This window comes from Mesorhizobium sp. M2E.F.Ca.ET.219.01.1.1 (assembly GCF_004016445.2).
Lineage (GTDB): Bacteria > Pseudomonadota > Alphaproteobacteria > Rhizobiales > Rhizobiaceae > Mesorhizobium.
This window is the reverse complement of the sequence record NZ_SADT02000005.1, coordinates 72016-86447: the sequence shown is the minus strand read 5'-3', so window position 1 is coordinate 86447 and position 14432 is coordinate 72016. Positions and strand designations below refer to the sequence as shown.

Annotated in this window: 10 protein-coding genes; 5 read left to right on the top strand and 5 right to left on the bottom strand. The window is 64.4% G+C overall.

What is annotated here, in order from left to right:
- Nucleotides 1-23: 23 nt before the first annotated feature.
- Nucleotides 24-632, bottom strand: coding sequence for a TetR/AcrR family transcriptional regulator (locus EN862_RS23335; protein WP_127865912.1), 609 nt, complete (start codon nucleotides 630-632; stop codon nucleotides 24-26).
- Nucleotides 633-710: 78 nt separating this feature from the next.
- Here EN862_RS23335 and EN862_RS23330 point away from each other — a divergent pair, with 78 nt between their 5' ends.
- Nucleotides 711-1994, top strand: a complete 1284-nt coding sequence (locus tag EN862_RS23330; RefSeq protein WP_127865911.1) for an MFS transporter — start codon at nucleotides 711-713, stop codon at nucleotides 1992-1994.
- Between the two features lie 137 nt (nucleotides 1995-2131).
- Complete coding sequence (locus EN862_RS23325; RefSeq protein ID WP_127865910.1) at nucleotides 2132-3706, top strand: alkaline phosphatase; 1575 nt, start codon at nucleotides 2132-2134, stop codon at nucleotides 3704-3706.
- Nucleotides 3707-3930: 224 nt separating this feature from the next.
- Here the strand turns inward: EN862_RS23325 and EN862_RS23320 are convergent, their stop codons facing one another.
- Entirely contained in the window at nucleotides 3931-4218 is a 288-nt protein-coding gene (locus EN862_RS23320; RefSeq protein ID WP_245519679.1) for a hypothetical protein, read from the bottom strand.
- A 196-nt stretch (nucleotides 4219-4414) separates the two neighbouring features.
- Here EN862_RS23320 and typA point away from each other — a divergent pair, with 196 nt between their 5' ends.
- Nucleotides 4415-6244, top strand: a complete 1830-nt coding sequence (gene typA / locus EN862_RS23315; RefSeq protein ID WP_127865909.1) for a translational GTPase TypA — start codon at nucleotides 4415-4417, stop codon at nucleotides 6242-6244.
- A 174-nt stretch (nucleotides 6245-6418) separates the two neighbouring features.
- On the opposite strand, the gene EN862_RS23310 is transcribed toward typA, so the two are convergent.
- Entirely contained in the window at nucleotides 6419-7045 is a 627-nt protein-coding gene (locus EN862_RS23310; RefSeq protein WP_127865908.1) for a DUF1062 domain-containing protein, read from the bottom strand.
- Nucleotides 7046-7651: 606 nt separating this feature from the next.
- Here EN862_RS23310 and EN862_RS23305 point away from each other — a divergent pair.
- A complete protein-coding gene (locus EN862_RS23305; protein WP_127865907.1) occupies nucleotides 7652-8263 on the top strand; it encodes a LysE family translocator in 612 nt (203 codons plus the stop codon).
- A gap of 50 nt (nucleotides 8264-8313) precedes the next feature.
- Here the strand turns inward: EN862_RS23305 and EN862_RS23300 are convergent, their stop codons facing one another.
- The gene (locus EN862_RS23300; protein WP_127865906.1) at nucleotides 8314-8637 is read right to left on the bottom strand and encodes a YciI family protein; all 324 of its coding nucleotides are present in this window, start codon (nucleotides 8635-8637) and stop codon (nucleotides 8314-8316) included.
- A gap of 121 nt (nucleotides 8638-8758) precedes the next feature.
- The gene (locus tag EN862_RS23295) at nucleotides 8759-9322 is read right to left on the bottom strand and encodes a peroxidase-related enzyme (protein ID WP_127865905.1); all 564 of its coding nucleotides are present in this window, start codon (nucleotides 9320-9322) and stop codon (nucleotides 8759-8761) included.
- Nucleotides 9323-9448: 126 nt separating this feature from the next.
- On the opposite strand from EN862_RS23295, the gene EN862_RS23290 reads away from it, so the two are divergent.
- Nucleotides 9449-14227, top strand: a complete 4779-nt coding sequence (locus EN862_RS23290) for an NAD-glutamate dehydrogenase (RefSeq protein ID WP_127865904.1) — start codon at nucleotides 9449-9451, stop codon at nucleotides 14225-14227.
- Nucleotides 14228-14432 lie beyond the last annotated feature (205 nt).

The following is a 14432-nucleotide window of genomic DNA, read 5'->3' as shown; positions in this document are numbered from 1 at the left end:
TGCCGGAAGCGTAACGCCGTCCGCTATTTCTTCAAGCTGGCTTCGATCAGGAGATCGGCGTTGCGGGCCACCGACGCCGCCGGTCCGCCATGGCCGAAAATCTGGCCGCTGATATAGGCGCCTTCGATGAGGAGCAGCAGGCCATCGCCCAGCGTATCGGCATCGGCGGCGCCCATCGCGGCGGCCATGGCGTGCAGGCGCCGGCGCAATTCCTGCTTGTTGTTCTCGCTGACGATGCGCGCGGGATGGCCGCGCTCTGGATATTCCACCGCAGCGTTGGTCATGCCGCAGCCGCGGTAATCGGGCTTCTGAGTGCGTTTGCCTACACGGGTCAGGAAAGCGATGATCTGCGCGCGCGGATTGCCCGGATGCGCGTCGACGGCCTCGTCGAAGCGTTCCCAGAATTCCAGGTCATATTTGCGCAGATAGGAGGCGGCGAGCTCATCCTTGGATGGAAAGGTGCGGTAGAGGCTGGGTTTTGTGACGCCGGCGCGCCTGACGATCTCGTCGACGCCGATCGCCCGTATGCCCTCGCGATAAAAAAGGTCGAACGCCACGTCGAGGATCTTGTCCGCCGCCCTGGGGGCCGGCGCATCGCTCAACGACGTTTCAATTTTTTTGTCCGATGGCATGCAGACGACTCGCTTGACAATGTTACTGACCGGTACGTATGTATGGTGCCATCCCATTGCAACGTACCGGTCAGTAACATGATAGCTCAATCCCGTCCGTTTGGCCAGCGCTACGCTTTCGTTGTCGTTGCCGTCATCTTTCTTTGTCTTTTGATCGCAGCAGGGCTTCGTTCAGCGCCGTCGGTCATGATGCTGCCGCTGGAAGAGAGCTTCGGCTGGCGCCGCGACATCGTCTCGCTGGCTGCCGCGATCGGCATCTTCCTCTATGGTCTAACCGGACCGTTCGCTGCGGCGTTGATGGAGCGGATCGGGCTGCGCCGCACGCTGCTTGCCGCGCTAATAATCATGTCGGGCTCCACCGCGCTCAGCCTGCTGATGACCAAGCCGTGGCATCTGCTGATCACGTGGGGTGTGTTTTCTGGCATCGGTTCGGGCGCGGTCGCGACCGTGCTCGGCGCAACAATCGTCAACCGCTGGTTCAAGACCAATCGCGGCCTGGTGATGGGGTTGATGTCCGCCTCCAGCGCGACCGGCCTGCTGGTGTTCCTGCCGCTGCTTGCCTCGCTGGCCCAGTCGGGAGGTTGGAAGCCGGTCGCCATAGCCATCGCCATTGCCGCCGCTGCTCTCGTGCCGCTGGTCTTCCTGCTGGTGCCCGAGCGTCCGGCCTCCATCGGCCAGGTGCGTTACGGCGCCGATGCGAACGACGTGCCGCCGGTGTCGCCCGCATCGCAGGGCAATTTCCTGGCGCATACGCTGAACACGCTGCGCCGCGCCGCCGGTACAAGGGTGTTCTGGTATCTGTTCGCCACCTTCTTCATCTGCGGTTTCACCACCAACGGTCTGGTCGGCACCCATCTCATCGCGTTCTGCGGCGACATGGGCATTCCCGAAGTCCAGGCGGCCGGTCTGCTGTCGCTGATGGGCATCTTCGACCTGATCGGCACGACGTTGTCCGGCTGGCTCACCGACCGCTTCGATCCGCGCAAGCTGCTCGGCGTCTACTATGCCATCCGTGGCCTGTCGCTGATCTACCTGCCCTATTCCGGCTTTTCGGGAACCAGCCTGATCATCTTCGCCGTGCTCTATGGGCTGGACTGGATCGCCACCGTGCCGCCGACGCTCAGGCTCGCCAACGAGGCCTTCGGCGACCGCAGCGGGCCGATCGTCTTCGGCTGGATCGTCGCCGGCCACCAGGTGGGCGCCGCGGCGGCGGCCGCCTTCGGCGGCACGATGCGCGAGCTGCAGGGCAATTATGAGCTGGCCTTCCTGATTGCCGGCATGACGGGCATCGCGGCAGCCTGTATCTCGCTCTTGATCAACACGAGCAGGGCGGCCTTCGAGCCGGAGCCGCAGATGGTCTGAGCTGCCAATCTCCCCCACAAGGGGGGAGATCAGCAGTTCCGCTGTGCACTGTTATCAAAACTTCATGGTTCCGAGACACGCCTGAAACATTAAGGCGAGAGCTTGGCGGTCCCGTTCAATGCCATCCGGAGACAGCCATGAACAAGCTTTCCCTCACCCGCCGCGCTTTCGTCACCTCGGCCAGCGCCTTCGGCCTTGTCGGCGCCTCCGGTCTGGCGCTGCCCTATTATTCCCGCGCCAGCCAGCGGCCGGCCTTCACCCATGGCGTGCAGTCCGGGGATGTCGACGCCACCTCCGGCATGGTGTGGACGCGTACCGACCGGCCGGCGCGCGTGATGTATGAAGTGTCGACCACCGAAAGTTTTGCAAACGCCACAAGGCTGGCTGCGCTCGATACCTCGCCGGCCAGCGACTACACGGCGAAGCGGCTGCTGACCGATCTCGCCTCCGACCAGGACATCTTCTACCGCATGGTCGCGGCCGATCTTTCCGACATCAATGCCGTCTCCGAGCCGATCGTCGGCCGCTTCCGCACCGCGCCGTCGTCGAAGCGCGACGTGCGCTTCGCCTGGTCGGGCGACACCGCCGGCCAGGGCTGGGGCATCGATGAGACCGGCATGAAGACCTATTCGATCATCGCCAAGCACACGCCTGACTTCTTCCTGCATTCCGGCGACACGATCTATGCCGACGGCGCCTTGAAGGACGAGGTCGACCTGCCCGGCGGCGGCAAGTGGAAGAACGTCGTCATGCTCGACGGCAAGCGCAAGGTCGCCGAGACGCTGGACGAATATCGCGACCAGTGGAAATACAACATGATGGACAAGCATGTGCTTGCCCTCTCGGCCATTTGCCCGACCTTCTACCAGTGGGACGACCACGAGGTGCTGAACAACTGGTCGGACTCGAAGGACCTCAGCAAGGACGACCGCTACAAGGAAAAGTCGATCCATGTGCTGGCGGCCAGGGCCGCGCGCGCGTTCCATGAGATGACCACCATCCGCTACGAGCCGTCGGAGCCGGGCCGCGTCTACCGCAAGCTCTCGCATGGGCCGCTGCTCGACGTGTTCTTCCTCGACATGCGCTCCTATCGCGGCCCGAACGGCGCCAATCTGGATGAAACGCTGACGCCGAAGTCGCGCATGATCGGCGAGGAGCAGTCGAAGTGGCTGAAGCGCGAGCTGGCCAATTCCAAGGCGACCTGGAAGATCATCGCCGCCGACATGCCGCTCAGCCTCGTCGTATGGGACGATGCGGCGAAGAAGGTCGGGTTCGAGGCCGTCAGCAACAACGACAACGGCAAGCCGAAGGGGCGCGAGCTCGAATTCGCCGATGTGCTGCGCTTCATCAAGACTGCCGGCATCACCAACACGGTGTGGCTCACCGCCGACGTGCACTACACGGCGGCGCATTACTACAACCCCGACAAGGCGCAGTTCCAGGATTTCAACCCGTTTTGGGAATTCGTCTCCGGCCCCATCCATGCCGGCACGTTCGGCCCCAACGACCTCGACATGACCTTCGGGCCGGAGCTGAAATTCATCAAGGCGCCGACCGCCGAGCAGGGCCAGAACCTGCCGCCGTCGGCCGGCCTGCAGTTCTTCGGGCTGGTCGATATTTCCGGCGCGACCGAGCAGCTCACGGTGCGGCTGATGGATCGCGACGATAATGAGCTTTACAAGGTGACGCTGGATCCGGTGCGATCGGCCTGAAGTGATCGAGAAATTGGCAAGGCTGACGGGACAGCGCCCCCCTCTGGCCTGCTGGCCATCTCCCCCACTTGGGGGGAGATCAGCAGTTTCGGCGCCTCGCTGCCTTTGCAACGCCGGTGATTGGCGAAAACAAGCGTGACGGCCAATCTCCCCCAAAGTGGGGGAGATGCCCGGTAGGGCAGAGGGGGGCGCGAAGGATCGCTACGTTTGCCGTATTGGGAGCGTCAATCCGGATAACAAGCCCGGGGAATGTTCGGCCAAACCGCAGCGTCGCAGTTGGCATCCTTCTGGCGCTGCTTGAAGGCAGCGCTGACCGGGCCGGTGACGATCGGGTCGACGCCATCGGGGGCATCGGCGAACATCTGCTGCGCCGTTTGGCCATCGGGCGGCGAGATCGGATCGGCTTGCCTCAGCGCGGCCGCCGACTGCGCGGCGCCCGCCGCGACGAGCAGTCCAAGCGCCGCCCACGCGAAAACCGGACGCAATCTGGACATCTGATCGGTCATAAACATCAAATCGCCCGGCCCCTCAAAGGTTCCGCCTTGGTTAACAGAATCATTTCACACCAAGACGTTTAAGAATCAGTGACCATTTATTTGGGGTCGGGCCTCCCCTTTCGCAATTGCGAAAAACCTTGTATGAGCCGCGCAACCGAAAAAGGCGGCGCTTTTTAAGCCTGCTGCCTGCAACGTTCCCGAGACCAGAAAAATGAACCTCCGCAATATCGCGATCATCGCGCACGTCGACCATGGCAAAACCACGCTGGTCGACCAGCTTCTGAAACAGTCCGGCGCCTTCCGCGACAACCAGCGCGTCGCCGAACGCGCCATGGATTCCAACGACCTCGAAAAAGAGCGCGGCATCACCATCCTGGCCAAGGCGACCTCGGTCGACTGGCACGGCACCCGCATCAATATCGTCGACACGCCCGGACACGCCGATTTCGGCGGCGAGGTCGAGCGCATCCTGTCGATGGTGGATTCGGCGATCGTGCTCGTCGATGCCGCCGAAGGCCCGATGCCGCAGACCAAGTTCGTCGTCGGCAAGGCACTGAAAGTGGGCCTGCGTCCGATCGTCGTCATCAACAAGATCGACCGTCCGGACGCCCGCCATGTCGAGGTGGTCAACGAGGTGTTCGACCTCTTCGCCGCGCTTGACGCCACCGACGAGCAGCTCGACTTCCCGATCCTCTACGGCTCGGGCCGCGACGGCTGGGTTTCCGAGTATCCCGAAGGTCCGAAGGACCAGGGCCTGGCCCCGCTGTTCGACCTCGTGGTCAAGCATGTGCCGGCGCCGACGGTCCATCCCGGCCCGTTCCGCATGATCGGCACCATCCTGGAAGCCAACCCATTCCTTGGTCGCATCATCACCGGCCGCATCGAGTCCGGCACGCTGAAGGCCAACCAGGCGGTCAAGGTGCTGCACCATGACGGCACCCAGATCGAGACCGGCCGCGTCTCCAAAATCCTCGCTTTCCGCGGCCTCGAGCGCCAGCCGATCGACGAGGCCCAGGCGGGCGACATCGTGGCGATCGCCGGCCTGTCGAAGGGCACGGTCGCCGACACGTTCTGCGACCCGGCGGTGAACGAGCCGCTGCACGCGCAGCCGATCGATCCACCAACCGTGACCATGTCCTTCCTCGTCAATGACAGCCCGCTGGCCGGCACCGAGGGCGACAAGGTGACCAGCCGCGTCATTCGCGACCGCCTGCTGCGCGAGGCCGAAGGCAATGTCGCGCTGAAGATCGAGGAATCGGCCGAAAAGGATTCCTTCTTCGTCTCCGGCCGCGGCGAATTGCAGCTTGCGGTGCTGATCGAGACGATGCGCCGCGAGGGTTTCGAGCTTGCCGTGTCGCGTCCGCGCGTCGTCATGCAGAAGGGCGATGACGGCCAGCTGCTCGAGCCGGTCGAGGAAGTCGTCATCGACGTCGACGAGGAGCATGCCGGCGTCGTCGTGCAGAAAATGTCGGAGCGCAAGGCCGAGATGGTCGAGCTGCGTCCGTCCGGCGGCAATCGCCAGCGCCTCGTCTTCCATGCGCCGACGCGCGGCCTGATCGGCTATCAGTCGGAGCTTTTGACCGACACGCGCGGCACCGCCGTGATGAACCGGCTGTTCTTCGCCTATGAGCCTTACAAGGGCGAGTTGCCTGGCCGCACCAATGGCGTCTTGATCTCCAACGAGCAGGGCGAGTCGGTGGCCTACGCCATGTGGAACCTGGAAGACCGCGGCCCGATGATCATCGATCCGGGCGTCAAGGTGTATCAGGGCATGATCATCGGCATCCATAGCCGCGACAACGACCTCGAAGTGAATGTGCTCAAGGGCAAGAAGCTCACCAACATCCGCGCCGCCGGCAAGGACGAGGCGGTGAAGCTGACGCCGCCGATCCGGATGACGCTGGAGCGGGCGCTGGCCTGGATCCAGGACGACGAGCTGGTCGAGGTGACGCCCAAGACCATTCGGCTCCGCAAGCTCTATCTCGACCCGAACGAGCGCAAGCGTTTCGAGAAGGCCGCCAAGGTCATGGGCGCGGCGTAAGCTTTTCAGCCAAGGGTTCAAAAGAGGGAGCATCGGCTCCCTCTTTTCGTTTCAGAGCATGATCCCGAACCGAAGGTCCGCGTCGGCGAAACTTGGGAACCGGTTTTCGGACAAAGATCATGCTCCAACAAAGAGCTGGATCGAGATGGCGATTCAACGAAACGCCATCACGATCTAGCGGCACGCTGCCGACAGGATAGCGGGGCAATCCGCCTCTCCGGCCAGATCGATGCGCGCCGCCAGGCCGTCGCGAACCGGCTTGCGCAAGGCTTTCGCGCCATCCGGTTCGATGGTCAGTAGCCCTCGGTCGTCCAGGGTCTGGAGCCTTGACCGCGAAAGGCCCAGCTCGCCGGCAAGCAGGCGGTCCAGCCGCAAAGGCGTCGTCCCCTCCAGCCGAAGCTCGAGCGCGAGCGCGTCGGCGTGTCCCGGCTCTCCGTCCATCAGCCTCTTTCGGACCGTTACATCACGAGATTCCTCGACCCGCCCGGCCCGGTTGCGCAACGCGGCGGCATCGAAGGCAAAGCAGCGAGCAAGCGCCGGATCGTTGCTTTCGAGCGCTGCCAGCAGTGCCGGCTCGATATCGTGGCGGTTTCGCCGTTCCAGGATGGTGAAATTCCAGGAGTTGTCGCAGCTCACGCAGCGATAGATCAACCAGACGTCGATGCGCTTGCCATTGGCATTGACGCGGAATTTTTCGCTGCAACGATAGGGTTTGATGTCGCCGCAACGGTTGCAGTTGATCAGAGGTCGTGGCGCGATTGCGGGTGCGATCGTCCAGCGGACACGCAAGGTAGAAGACATGCCGGTAGGCCCTTCCCGTCGGGAAGTCCGTCAGGCCGGCAATGTCCGAGATGCCCTTCATGGGCACGGCGTGGCGAAAGTTGAAAGTCAGGCGTCGGCGCGGATCACACGCGGCGGCTCAGCATGCCAAACCGGTCTCGAACCGCCGCCTGAAGAACACATGAAAATAAGCAGGCAGCGTTGATGGCTGCGCCTGGGGTGCATTCGGGGGAGTTGGCGAGACCGGCGGTTACTGAGGCAAAGTGATGCTCAAAAAATGGATGTCAGGCGGGTCTTCTAGCCAAGGCTCAACGGAACGGCAAGAGCAGCAATCGTCAGCGTCGGCGCTGCCCCTCATCCGCCTGCCGGCACCTTCTCCCCGTTAACGGGGAGAAGAAGGCTGGTCGCAACGCCGGCTCCTGTTCTACGAACGTTTGCGATTGGCGAAATCGTCGGCGCCAGCGTCCCTTCGACCCTTTTACGGGGAGAAGGTGCCCGAAGGGCGGATGAGGGGCGGCGCCGGCGTTGGCAGTTATTGTCGCCTTGATCGATGATCGCGCCTTGCTGGGCGTGCCAAATCTACTCCGATCGGCTATCGTTTCTTTCTATCCCGTAGGAAACGCCCCCATGCATCTCGCCTCGCTGCTGATCTTCGCCGCCGCTTTGTTCGTCGCCGCCGGCTCGCCCGGGCCGTCGATCGCGGCACTGGTGGCTCGGGTGATCTCGAAGGGGTTTCGCGACGTCTTCCCCTTCCTGCTCGCCATGTGGATCGGCGAGGCGATCTGGCTGTCGCTGGCGGTGTTCGGGCTGGCCGTCGTGGCGCAGACCTTTCACTACGCCTTCGTCGTCGTGAAATGGGTCGGCGTTGCCTACCTTGCTTATCTGGCGTTCAAGATGTGGACGGCGCCGGTCGAGGCCAAGGAAGGCGAGATGCCGCGCGAAGATTCGCCCGTGAAGCTGTTCTTTGCCGGCATGGCGGTGACATTAGGCAACCCGAAGATCATGATGTTCTATCTGGCTCTGCTGCCAACCATCATCGATCTTGCCTCGGTCAGCGTGGTCGGCTGGGTCGAGCTGACGCTGACCATGGCTGTCGTGCTGGTGGTCATCGACCTCGCCTGGGTGCTGGCCGCTTCGCAGGCGCGCCGGCTCCTGAAGAGCAAGCGCGCCATGAAGATCGCCAACCGCGTCAGCGCCACGACGATGGCGGGCGCCGCGGCGGCGATCGCCGCTCGGTAGTTGATGTTCAGGTCAGGGTGCCCGCGCGCGGGCGGCCTGAACCTCTTACCTCACATCATTTCGATGATCGGCGCGATCTCGACGCTGAAGGCGGGGTCCATCAGGATCGGGCAGTCCTTGGCCTTGGCGACGGCGTCGTCGATGTCCCTGGCTTCGACGACGGTGTAGCCGGCTGTCGGATTGCTGCCGCCATTGTTCTCGACCTTGCCGCTCGGCAGCACAGTCTTCGACATACCGACCGGATTGCCGCCATCGACCACGGCCGAGCCGAGCTTGCCGTACCAGCCGGTCCAGGCATCCATAGCCGCTTTCCGTTCGGCCTCATCGGTCGGCATCTTGCCGGAGCCATGATAGACATAGAGAAATTTCGCCATGTTCTCTCTCCCTTGTCGGCAGCGTCGAACCGGCATGCGGCCGCGCCGCAATCGTTGATCATCGGACCAAAAGGCGGGGTCGGCAACGAAAAATTCGAACTCGCTAATATAATCGTGGCCGTCACCTTGCCATGGCGTGGTATTCCGCGTTGGGCCGCATGTCGACGGCGGCGGCCACGCGATTGGACATGTTGAAGAAGGCGGCGGTCGCGGCGATGTCCCAGATGTCGCGGTCCGAAAAGCCGGCCTGGCGCAAGGTGGCGCGGTCGGCTTCCACGATCCTGGCCGGCTCTTCCGTCAGCTTGACCGCGAATTCGAGCATGGCGCGCTGGCGGTCCGACAAGTCGGCGGCGCGGAAATTCATCACCATCATCTCGCCCAGCGCCGGCTCGCCCGACAGCTGACGCACCGCCGCGCCATGCGCGGTCAGGCAATAATAGCAATGGTTGATCGAGGAGACGGCGACCGCGATCATCTCGCGCTCCAGCTTGGACAGGCCCGAATCGCCCAGCATCAGATCGTTGTACATGTCGGTGAAGGCACGCAGTTTCTTCTCGTCGAAGGCGTAGGCGAGCAGCACGTTGGGCACGAGACCGAGCTTCTCTTCGCACTTGGCGAAATAGGCTTTCGTCGCCTCGCTGAGCTCCGCCTGGACGAGGTCGAGCGCGGTTATTTTGCCGGTCATATGGTTTCTCCTTGCAAGCCAACGGCGTCGGTTCGAATTTTTTAATGCGTCGTCAAACCTTTGTCGCGAAACGGCGGTCATCTGCTACGATAGCCGCAAAAGCATAAGACGGGAGGAATAAGCGTCATGGCCAGCGTGAAATCCAAGCCGAGGAAGAAAGCGGCAGCCGCCGCGAAAGCGGAGGAGAAGCCCGCAAGGCTTGCCGACTATCTGCTTGCGCGGGCACCCGCCGAGGATATCGCGGCCTATGACGCGGCCGACCTGGAACGCGCCGGCGCGCTCGCCGCCCAAGCGGTGGCCAGGCACAGGAAGGGCGAAAGCGTCGTCGCCGTCGAGGCCGATTCGGGCGTTGCCTGCGACGGCCGGCCGGTCACCGTCGTCACCGTCGTCAACGACAACATGCCGTTCCTGTTCGATTCCATCCTCGGCGAGATCACCGAGACAAGCGGCGAGCCGACGCTGGTCACCCATCCGATCGTTACCGTACGCCACGGCAAGAACGGTGTGGTCGAGGTGCTTGGCGATGGCGGCAAGGAGGATGACGAGCACGACAGGCTGAGCGTCGTCCACGTCCACATTCCAAGGCTGACCGCCGAAGAGGCGAAGAGCCTTACCGAGCGGCTGCGCAAGATGCTCTCCCAGGTCCGGGCCGCGGTCGTCGACTGGAAGCGTATGCTCGCCCGCCTCGACCAGGCGATTTCCGAGTTCCGCTATTCCGCGGTGCCGCTCGACAAGAAGAGCGTTGCCGAGGCGATCGCCTTCCTCGAATGGCTGCGCGACGACAATTTCACCTTCCTCGGCATGCGCGAGTTCAAATATGTCGGCGGCGAGGAGAGCGGCACGCTGGAGCGCGCCGACAAGCCGGGCCTCGGCATCCTGTCGGATCCCGATGTGCTGGTGTTGCGGCGCGGCACCGAGGCGGTGACGACGACGCCGGAGATCCGCGCCTTCCTGCACGGACCGGAGCCATTGATCGTCACCAAGGCGAACGCCAAGTCGCTGGTGCACCGCCGCATCTATCTCGACTATGTCGGCATCAAGACCTACACGCCAAAAGGCGCGCTCGCGGGCGAACTGCGCATCGTCGGCCTGTTCACCTCGACCGCGTACACGCGCTCGGTGATGAAGATCCCCTATCTGCGCTCAAAGGCCGAGACGATCATTGCCAAGTCGGGTTTCAATCCGAACGACCATTCGGGCAAGGCGCTGATCAATGTGCTGGAAAGCTATCCGCGCGATGAGTTCTTCCAGGTTCCGGTGCCGGTCCTCAGAAAGCATGCCAACGCCATCCTCGGCCTGGTCGAGCGGCCGCGGATCAGGGCGCTGGTGCGCGTCGACCAGTTCGATCGTTTCGTTTCGATCCTCGTCTTCGTGCCGCGCGACCGCTATGACAGCGTCGTGCGCGAGAAGATCGGCGCCTATCTCAAGACCGTGTTCGAGGGCCGGCTGTCGGCCTATTACCCGGCCTTCCCGGAAGGCGGGCTGGCGCGTGTGCATTTCATCATCGGCCGCTCTGGCGGCAAAACGCCGAAGGTCGAGCAGTCGACGATCGAGGCGGCGATCCGCGACATCGTGCGCACCTGGGAGGACGCGCTGTCCGAAGCCGCGGAAGCGGCTGGCAGCGATCCGGGCTTAAAGGCGATCGCGGCGCGGTTCCCCGAAAGCTATCGCGACACCTTCTCCGCCGCCGTGGCGCTTGCCGATGCCGGGCGCATCGCCAAGATCAGCGCGGATAATCCGATCGCGATCGACTATTACCGCCATGCCGGGCAGAAGCCGAACCAGGCGGCGCTGAAGATCTACCACCATGGCAGCCCGGTGGCGCTGTCGCGGCGCGTGCCGGTGCTGGAGAATATCGGCTTCCGCGTCATCAGCGAGCGCACCTTCGAGGTCGGCGGCGATCCGGCCGACCGGGTGTTCATTCACGACATGGAGCTGGAGAACAGCTACGGCACCGCAATCAACCTCGCCGATGGTGGGGCGCTGTTCGAGGACGCCTTCCTCTCCGTCTGGCGCGGCGATGTCGACAATGACGGCTATAACGGCCTGGCGCAGACCGCCGGCCTGTGGTCGGGCGAGATCACCATCCTGCGCGCCTATGGCCGCTATCTGCAGCAGGCCGGCATTCCGCAGAGCCAGGATTTCATCGCCGCGGCGCTCAACCGCTATCCGGAGATCGCGCGCGGCCTGCATTCGCTCTTCGTCGCCCGACTCGGGCCGACAGCGGAAGGCGACGGCGCGGTCGCGGCCAAGCACCTCAAGGCCAAGATCAAGGACGCGCTGGAAGAGGTGCCCAATATCGATGACGACACCATCATCCGCCGCTACCTCAACCTCATCGAGGCCTCGCTGCGCACCAATCATTTCGTAGCCGATACGAAAGCGAAGGGGCAGTCGCTGGCGATCAAGCTGGACTCGCAGGCGGTCGAGGGACTGCCGGCGCCGCGGCCATGGCGCGAGATCTTCGTCTACGGCTCCGAGGTCGAGGGCGTGCATCTGCGCTTCGGCCCGGTGGCGCGCGGCGGCCTGCGCTGGTCGGACCGCGCCCAGGACTACCGTACCGAGGTGCTGGGGCTGGTGAAGGCGCAGCAGGTCAAGAACGCGGTCATCGTGCCTGTCGGCGCCAAGGGTGGCTTCTTCCCGAAGCGCCTGCCGGCCGGCGGCAGCCGCGACGCCATCTTCGAGGCCGGCACCTCGGCCTACAAGAACTTCGTCTCCAGCCTGCTTTCGATCACCGACAATATCGGAGTCGACGGGGTCATCCCGCCGGCCGGCGTGGTGCGGCGCGATCCTGACGATCCCTATTTCGTCGTCGCCGCCGACAAGGGCACGGCGACCTTCTCCGACACGGCCAACGCGATTTCCGAGAAGCACCACTTCTGGCTGGACGACGCCTTCGCCAGCGGCGGCTCGGCGGGCTACGACCACAAGAAGATGGGCATCACCGCCAAGGGCGCCTGGGAGGCGGTGAAGCGGCATTTCCGCGAGATCAACCGCGACATCCAGACCACGCCCTTCAGCGTGGTCGGCGTCGGCGACATGTCGGGCGACGTTTTCGGCAACGGCATGCTGTTGTCGCCGGCCACCAGGCTGATCGCCGCCTTCGACCATCGCGACATCTTCATCGATCCCGATCCGGACATGGCGGCCTCGATGGCCGAGCGCCAGCGCATGTTCGCCCTGCCGCGCTCGTCCTGGCAGGACTATGACAAGTCGAAGCTGTCGGAAGGCGGCGTCATCGTCTCGCGCAACCAGAAATCGATCACGCTGCCGCAGGCGGCCGCCGTCGCGATCGGGCTCGCCAAGACCACGGCGACGCCGGTCGAGATCATGAACGCTATTCTCAAGGCTCCGGTCGACCTCCTGTGGTTTGGCGGGATCGGCACCTATGTCAGGGCTTCCGGCGAAAGCAATCAGGATGTCGGCGACCGCGCCAACGACGCCATCCGCGTCACCGCGCTCGATGTCCGGGCGAAAGTCATCGGCGAGGGCGCCAATCTCGGCGTCACGCAGCGGGCGCGCATCGAGTTCGGCCTGAATGGCGGCCGCTGCAACTCCGACGCCATCGACAATTCGGGCGGCGTCAACTGCTCCGACGTCGAGGTCAACATCAAGATCGCGCTGGCTTCCGCCATGCGCAAAGGCTCGCTGACCAGACCGGCGCGCAATAAGCTGCTGGCCGAGATGACCGACGAGGTGAGCGCGCTGGTGCTTTCCAACAACTACCAGCAGACGCTGGCGCTGTCGCTGGCGCGCAAGCGGGGGCTGGCTGACATCGCCCATCAGGCCCGCTTCATGACGGCGCTGGAGGCGCGCGGCCTGCTCGACCGCGCCGTCGAGACGCTGCCTTCGCCGGCGGCGCTTGCCGAGCGCGAGGCGCGCGGCGAGCCGCTGACCAGGGCCGAGCTCGGCGTGCTGCTCGCCTATGCCAAGATCGTGCTGTTCTCCGACATCGTCGCCAGCGACGTGCCGGACGAGCCGCATTTCGACCGCGACCTGATGGGCTATTTCCCGGAGCGCATGGCCAAGAAATTCGCCGGCGAAATCCGCGACCACAGGCTGCGGCGCGAGATCATCGCGCGCGTCGTCGCCAACGATCTCGTCAATCGCGGTGGGCCATCCTTCGTCAACCGGCTGCAGGAAGCCACCGGCCGGCCGGCGGCCGATGTCGTGCGCACCTTCGCCGTGGTCCGCGACGGCTTTGCGCTGCCCGCGCTCTATCGCGAGATCGACGCGCTCGACAACCAGATCGACGGGCAGACCCAGCTCGATCTCTACCAGTCCGTCAGCCGGCTCATCTTTGTAACCAGCGGCTGGTACCTGAAGAACGAAGCCGGCTCCGCGCCGCTCGGCCAGCGGATCGACGAGCTGCAGGAGGCCCGCAAGGCGCTGGAGCCGAAGCTGGTGTCGCTGCTGCCGGCCTTCTCGCGCGAGCGCATCGAGGAGCGGCGGCAGGGCTTGTTCAAGGGTGGCGCGCCGGAGAAGCTCGCCGGGCAGCTCGCCCTGGCCGAGGTGGCCGAGCTGATCCCCGACGTCGCGCTCACCGCGCGCACCGCCAATGCCGATATCGTCAGCGCGGCCAAGGCCTTCTTCGCCGTCAGCGACGCCTTCCGCATCCCGCGCGTCGAGGAAGCTGCGCGCTCGATCATGCCGCCCGACTATTACGACCAACTGGCGCTGTCACGCGCGACCGACACGATCGGCGTCGCGCGTCGCGGCATCGCGGTGGCGGCTCTGACGGCGCATGGCGCGGCGGCGGATCCGGTCGCGGCGTGGCTGGAGGCCGGCGGCGAGCGGGTCGCCCGCATCCGCGAGCGGCTGCAGGCGCTGACCGAAGGCGGCGACATCACCGTGTCGCGGCTTTCGGTGGCATCCGGGCTGATGACCGACCTGACAGGGATGTGAAGTTCCTCGCCCCACGAAGTGGGGAGAGGTGCCGAGCGCAGCGAGGCGGAGAGGGGGCTTCGTGGAGCGAAGACCTTCCTCGAGTGGTCAATCTGCCGGAGGTCGCCGCATTCCCCTCTCCGTCTCGGCTTCGCCGAGCCACCTCTCCCCACTTCGTGGGGCGAGGAACCCAAGGCGATAAGCGGCGCCGCTTGTTCATTTGCGT

Bases quoted from the DNA above. Each gene is read 5' to 3' on its own strand.
- EN862_RS23335 (WP_127865912.1), bottom strand. From the start codon at position 632: ATGCCATCGGACAAAAAAATTGAAACGTCGTTGAGCGATGCGCCGGCC.
- EN862_RS23330 (WP_127865911.1), top strand. From the start codon at position 711: ATGATAGCTCAATCCCGTCCGTTTGGCCAGCGCTACGCTTTCGTTGTC.
- EN862_RS23325 (WP_127865910.1), top strand. From the start codon at position 2,132: ATGAACAAGCTTTCCCTCACCCGCCGCGCTTTCGTCACCTCGGCCAGC.
- EN862_RS23320 (WP_245519679.1), bottom strand. From the start codon at position 4,218: ATGTTTATGACCGATCAGATGTCCAGATTGCGTCCGGTTTTCGCGTGG.
- typA (WP_127865909.1), top strand. From the start codon at position 4,415: ATGAACCTCCGCAATATCGCGATCATCGCGCACGTCGACCATGGCAAA.
- EN862_RS23310 (WP_127865908.1), bottom strand. From the start codon at position 7,045: ATGTCTTCTACCTTGCGTGTCCGCTGGACGATCGCACCCGCAATCGCG.
- EN862_RS23305 (WP_127865907.1), top strand. From the start codon at position 7,652: ATGCATCTCGCCTCGCTGCTGATCTTCGCCGCCGCTTTGTTCGTCGCC.
- EN862_RS23300 (WP_127865906.1), bottom strand. From the start codon at position 8,637: ATGGCGAAATTTCTCTATGTCTATCATGGCTCCGGCAAGATGCCGACC.
- EN862_RS23295 (WP_127865905.1), bottom strand. From the start codon at position 9,322: ATGACCGGCAAAATAACCGCGCTCGACCTCGTCCAGGCGGAGCTCAGC.
- EN862_RS23290 (WP_127865904.1), top strand. From the start codon at position 9,449: ATGGCCAGCGTGAAATCCAAGCCGAGGAAGAAAGCGGCAGCCGCCGCG.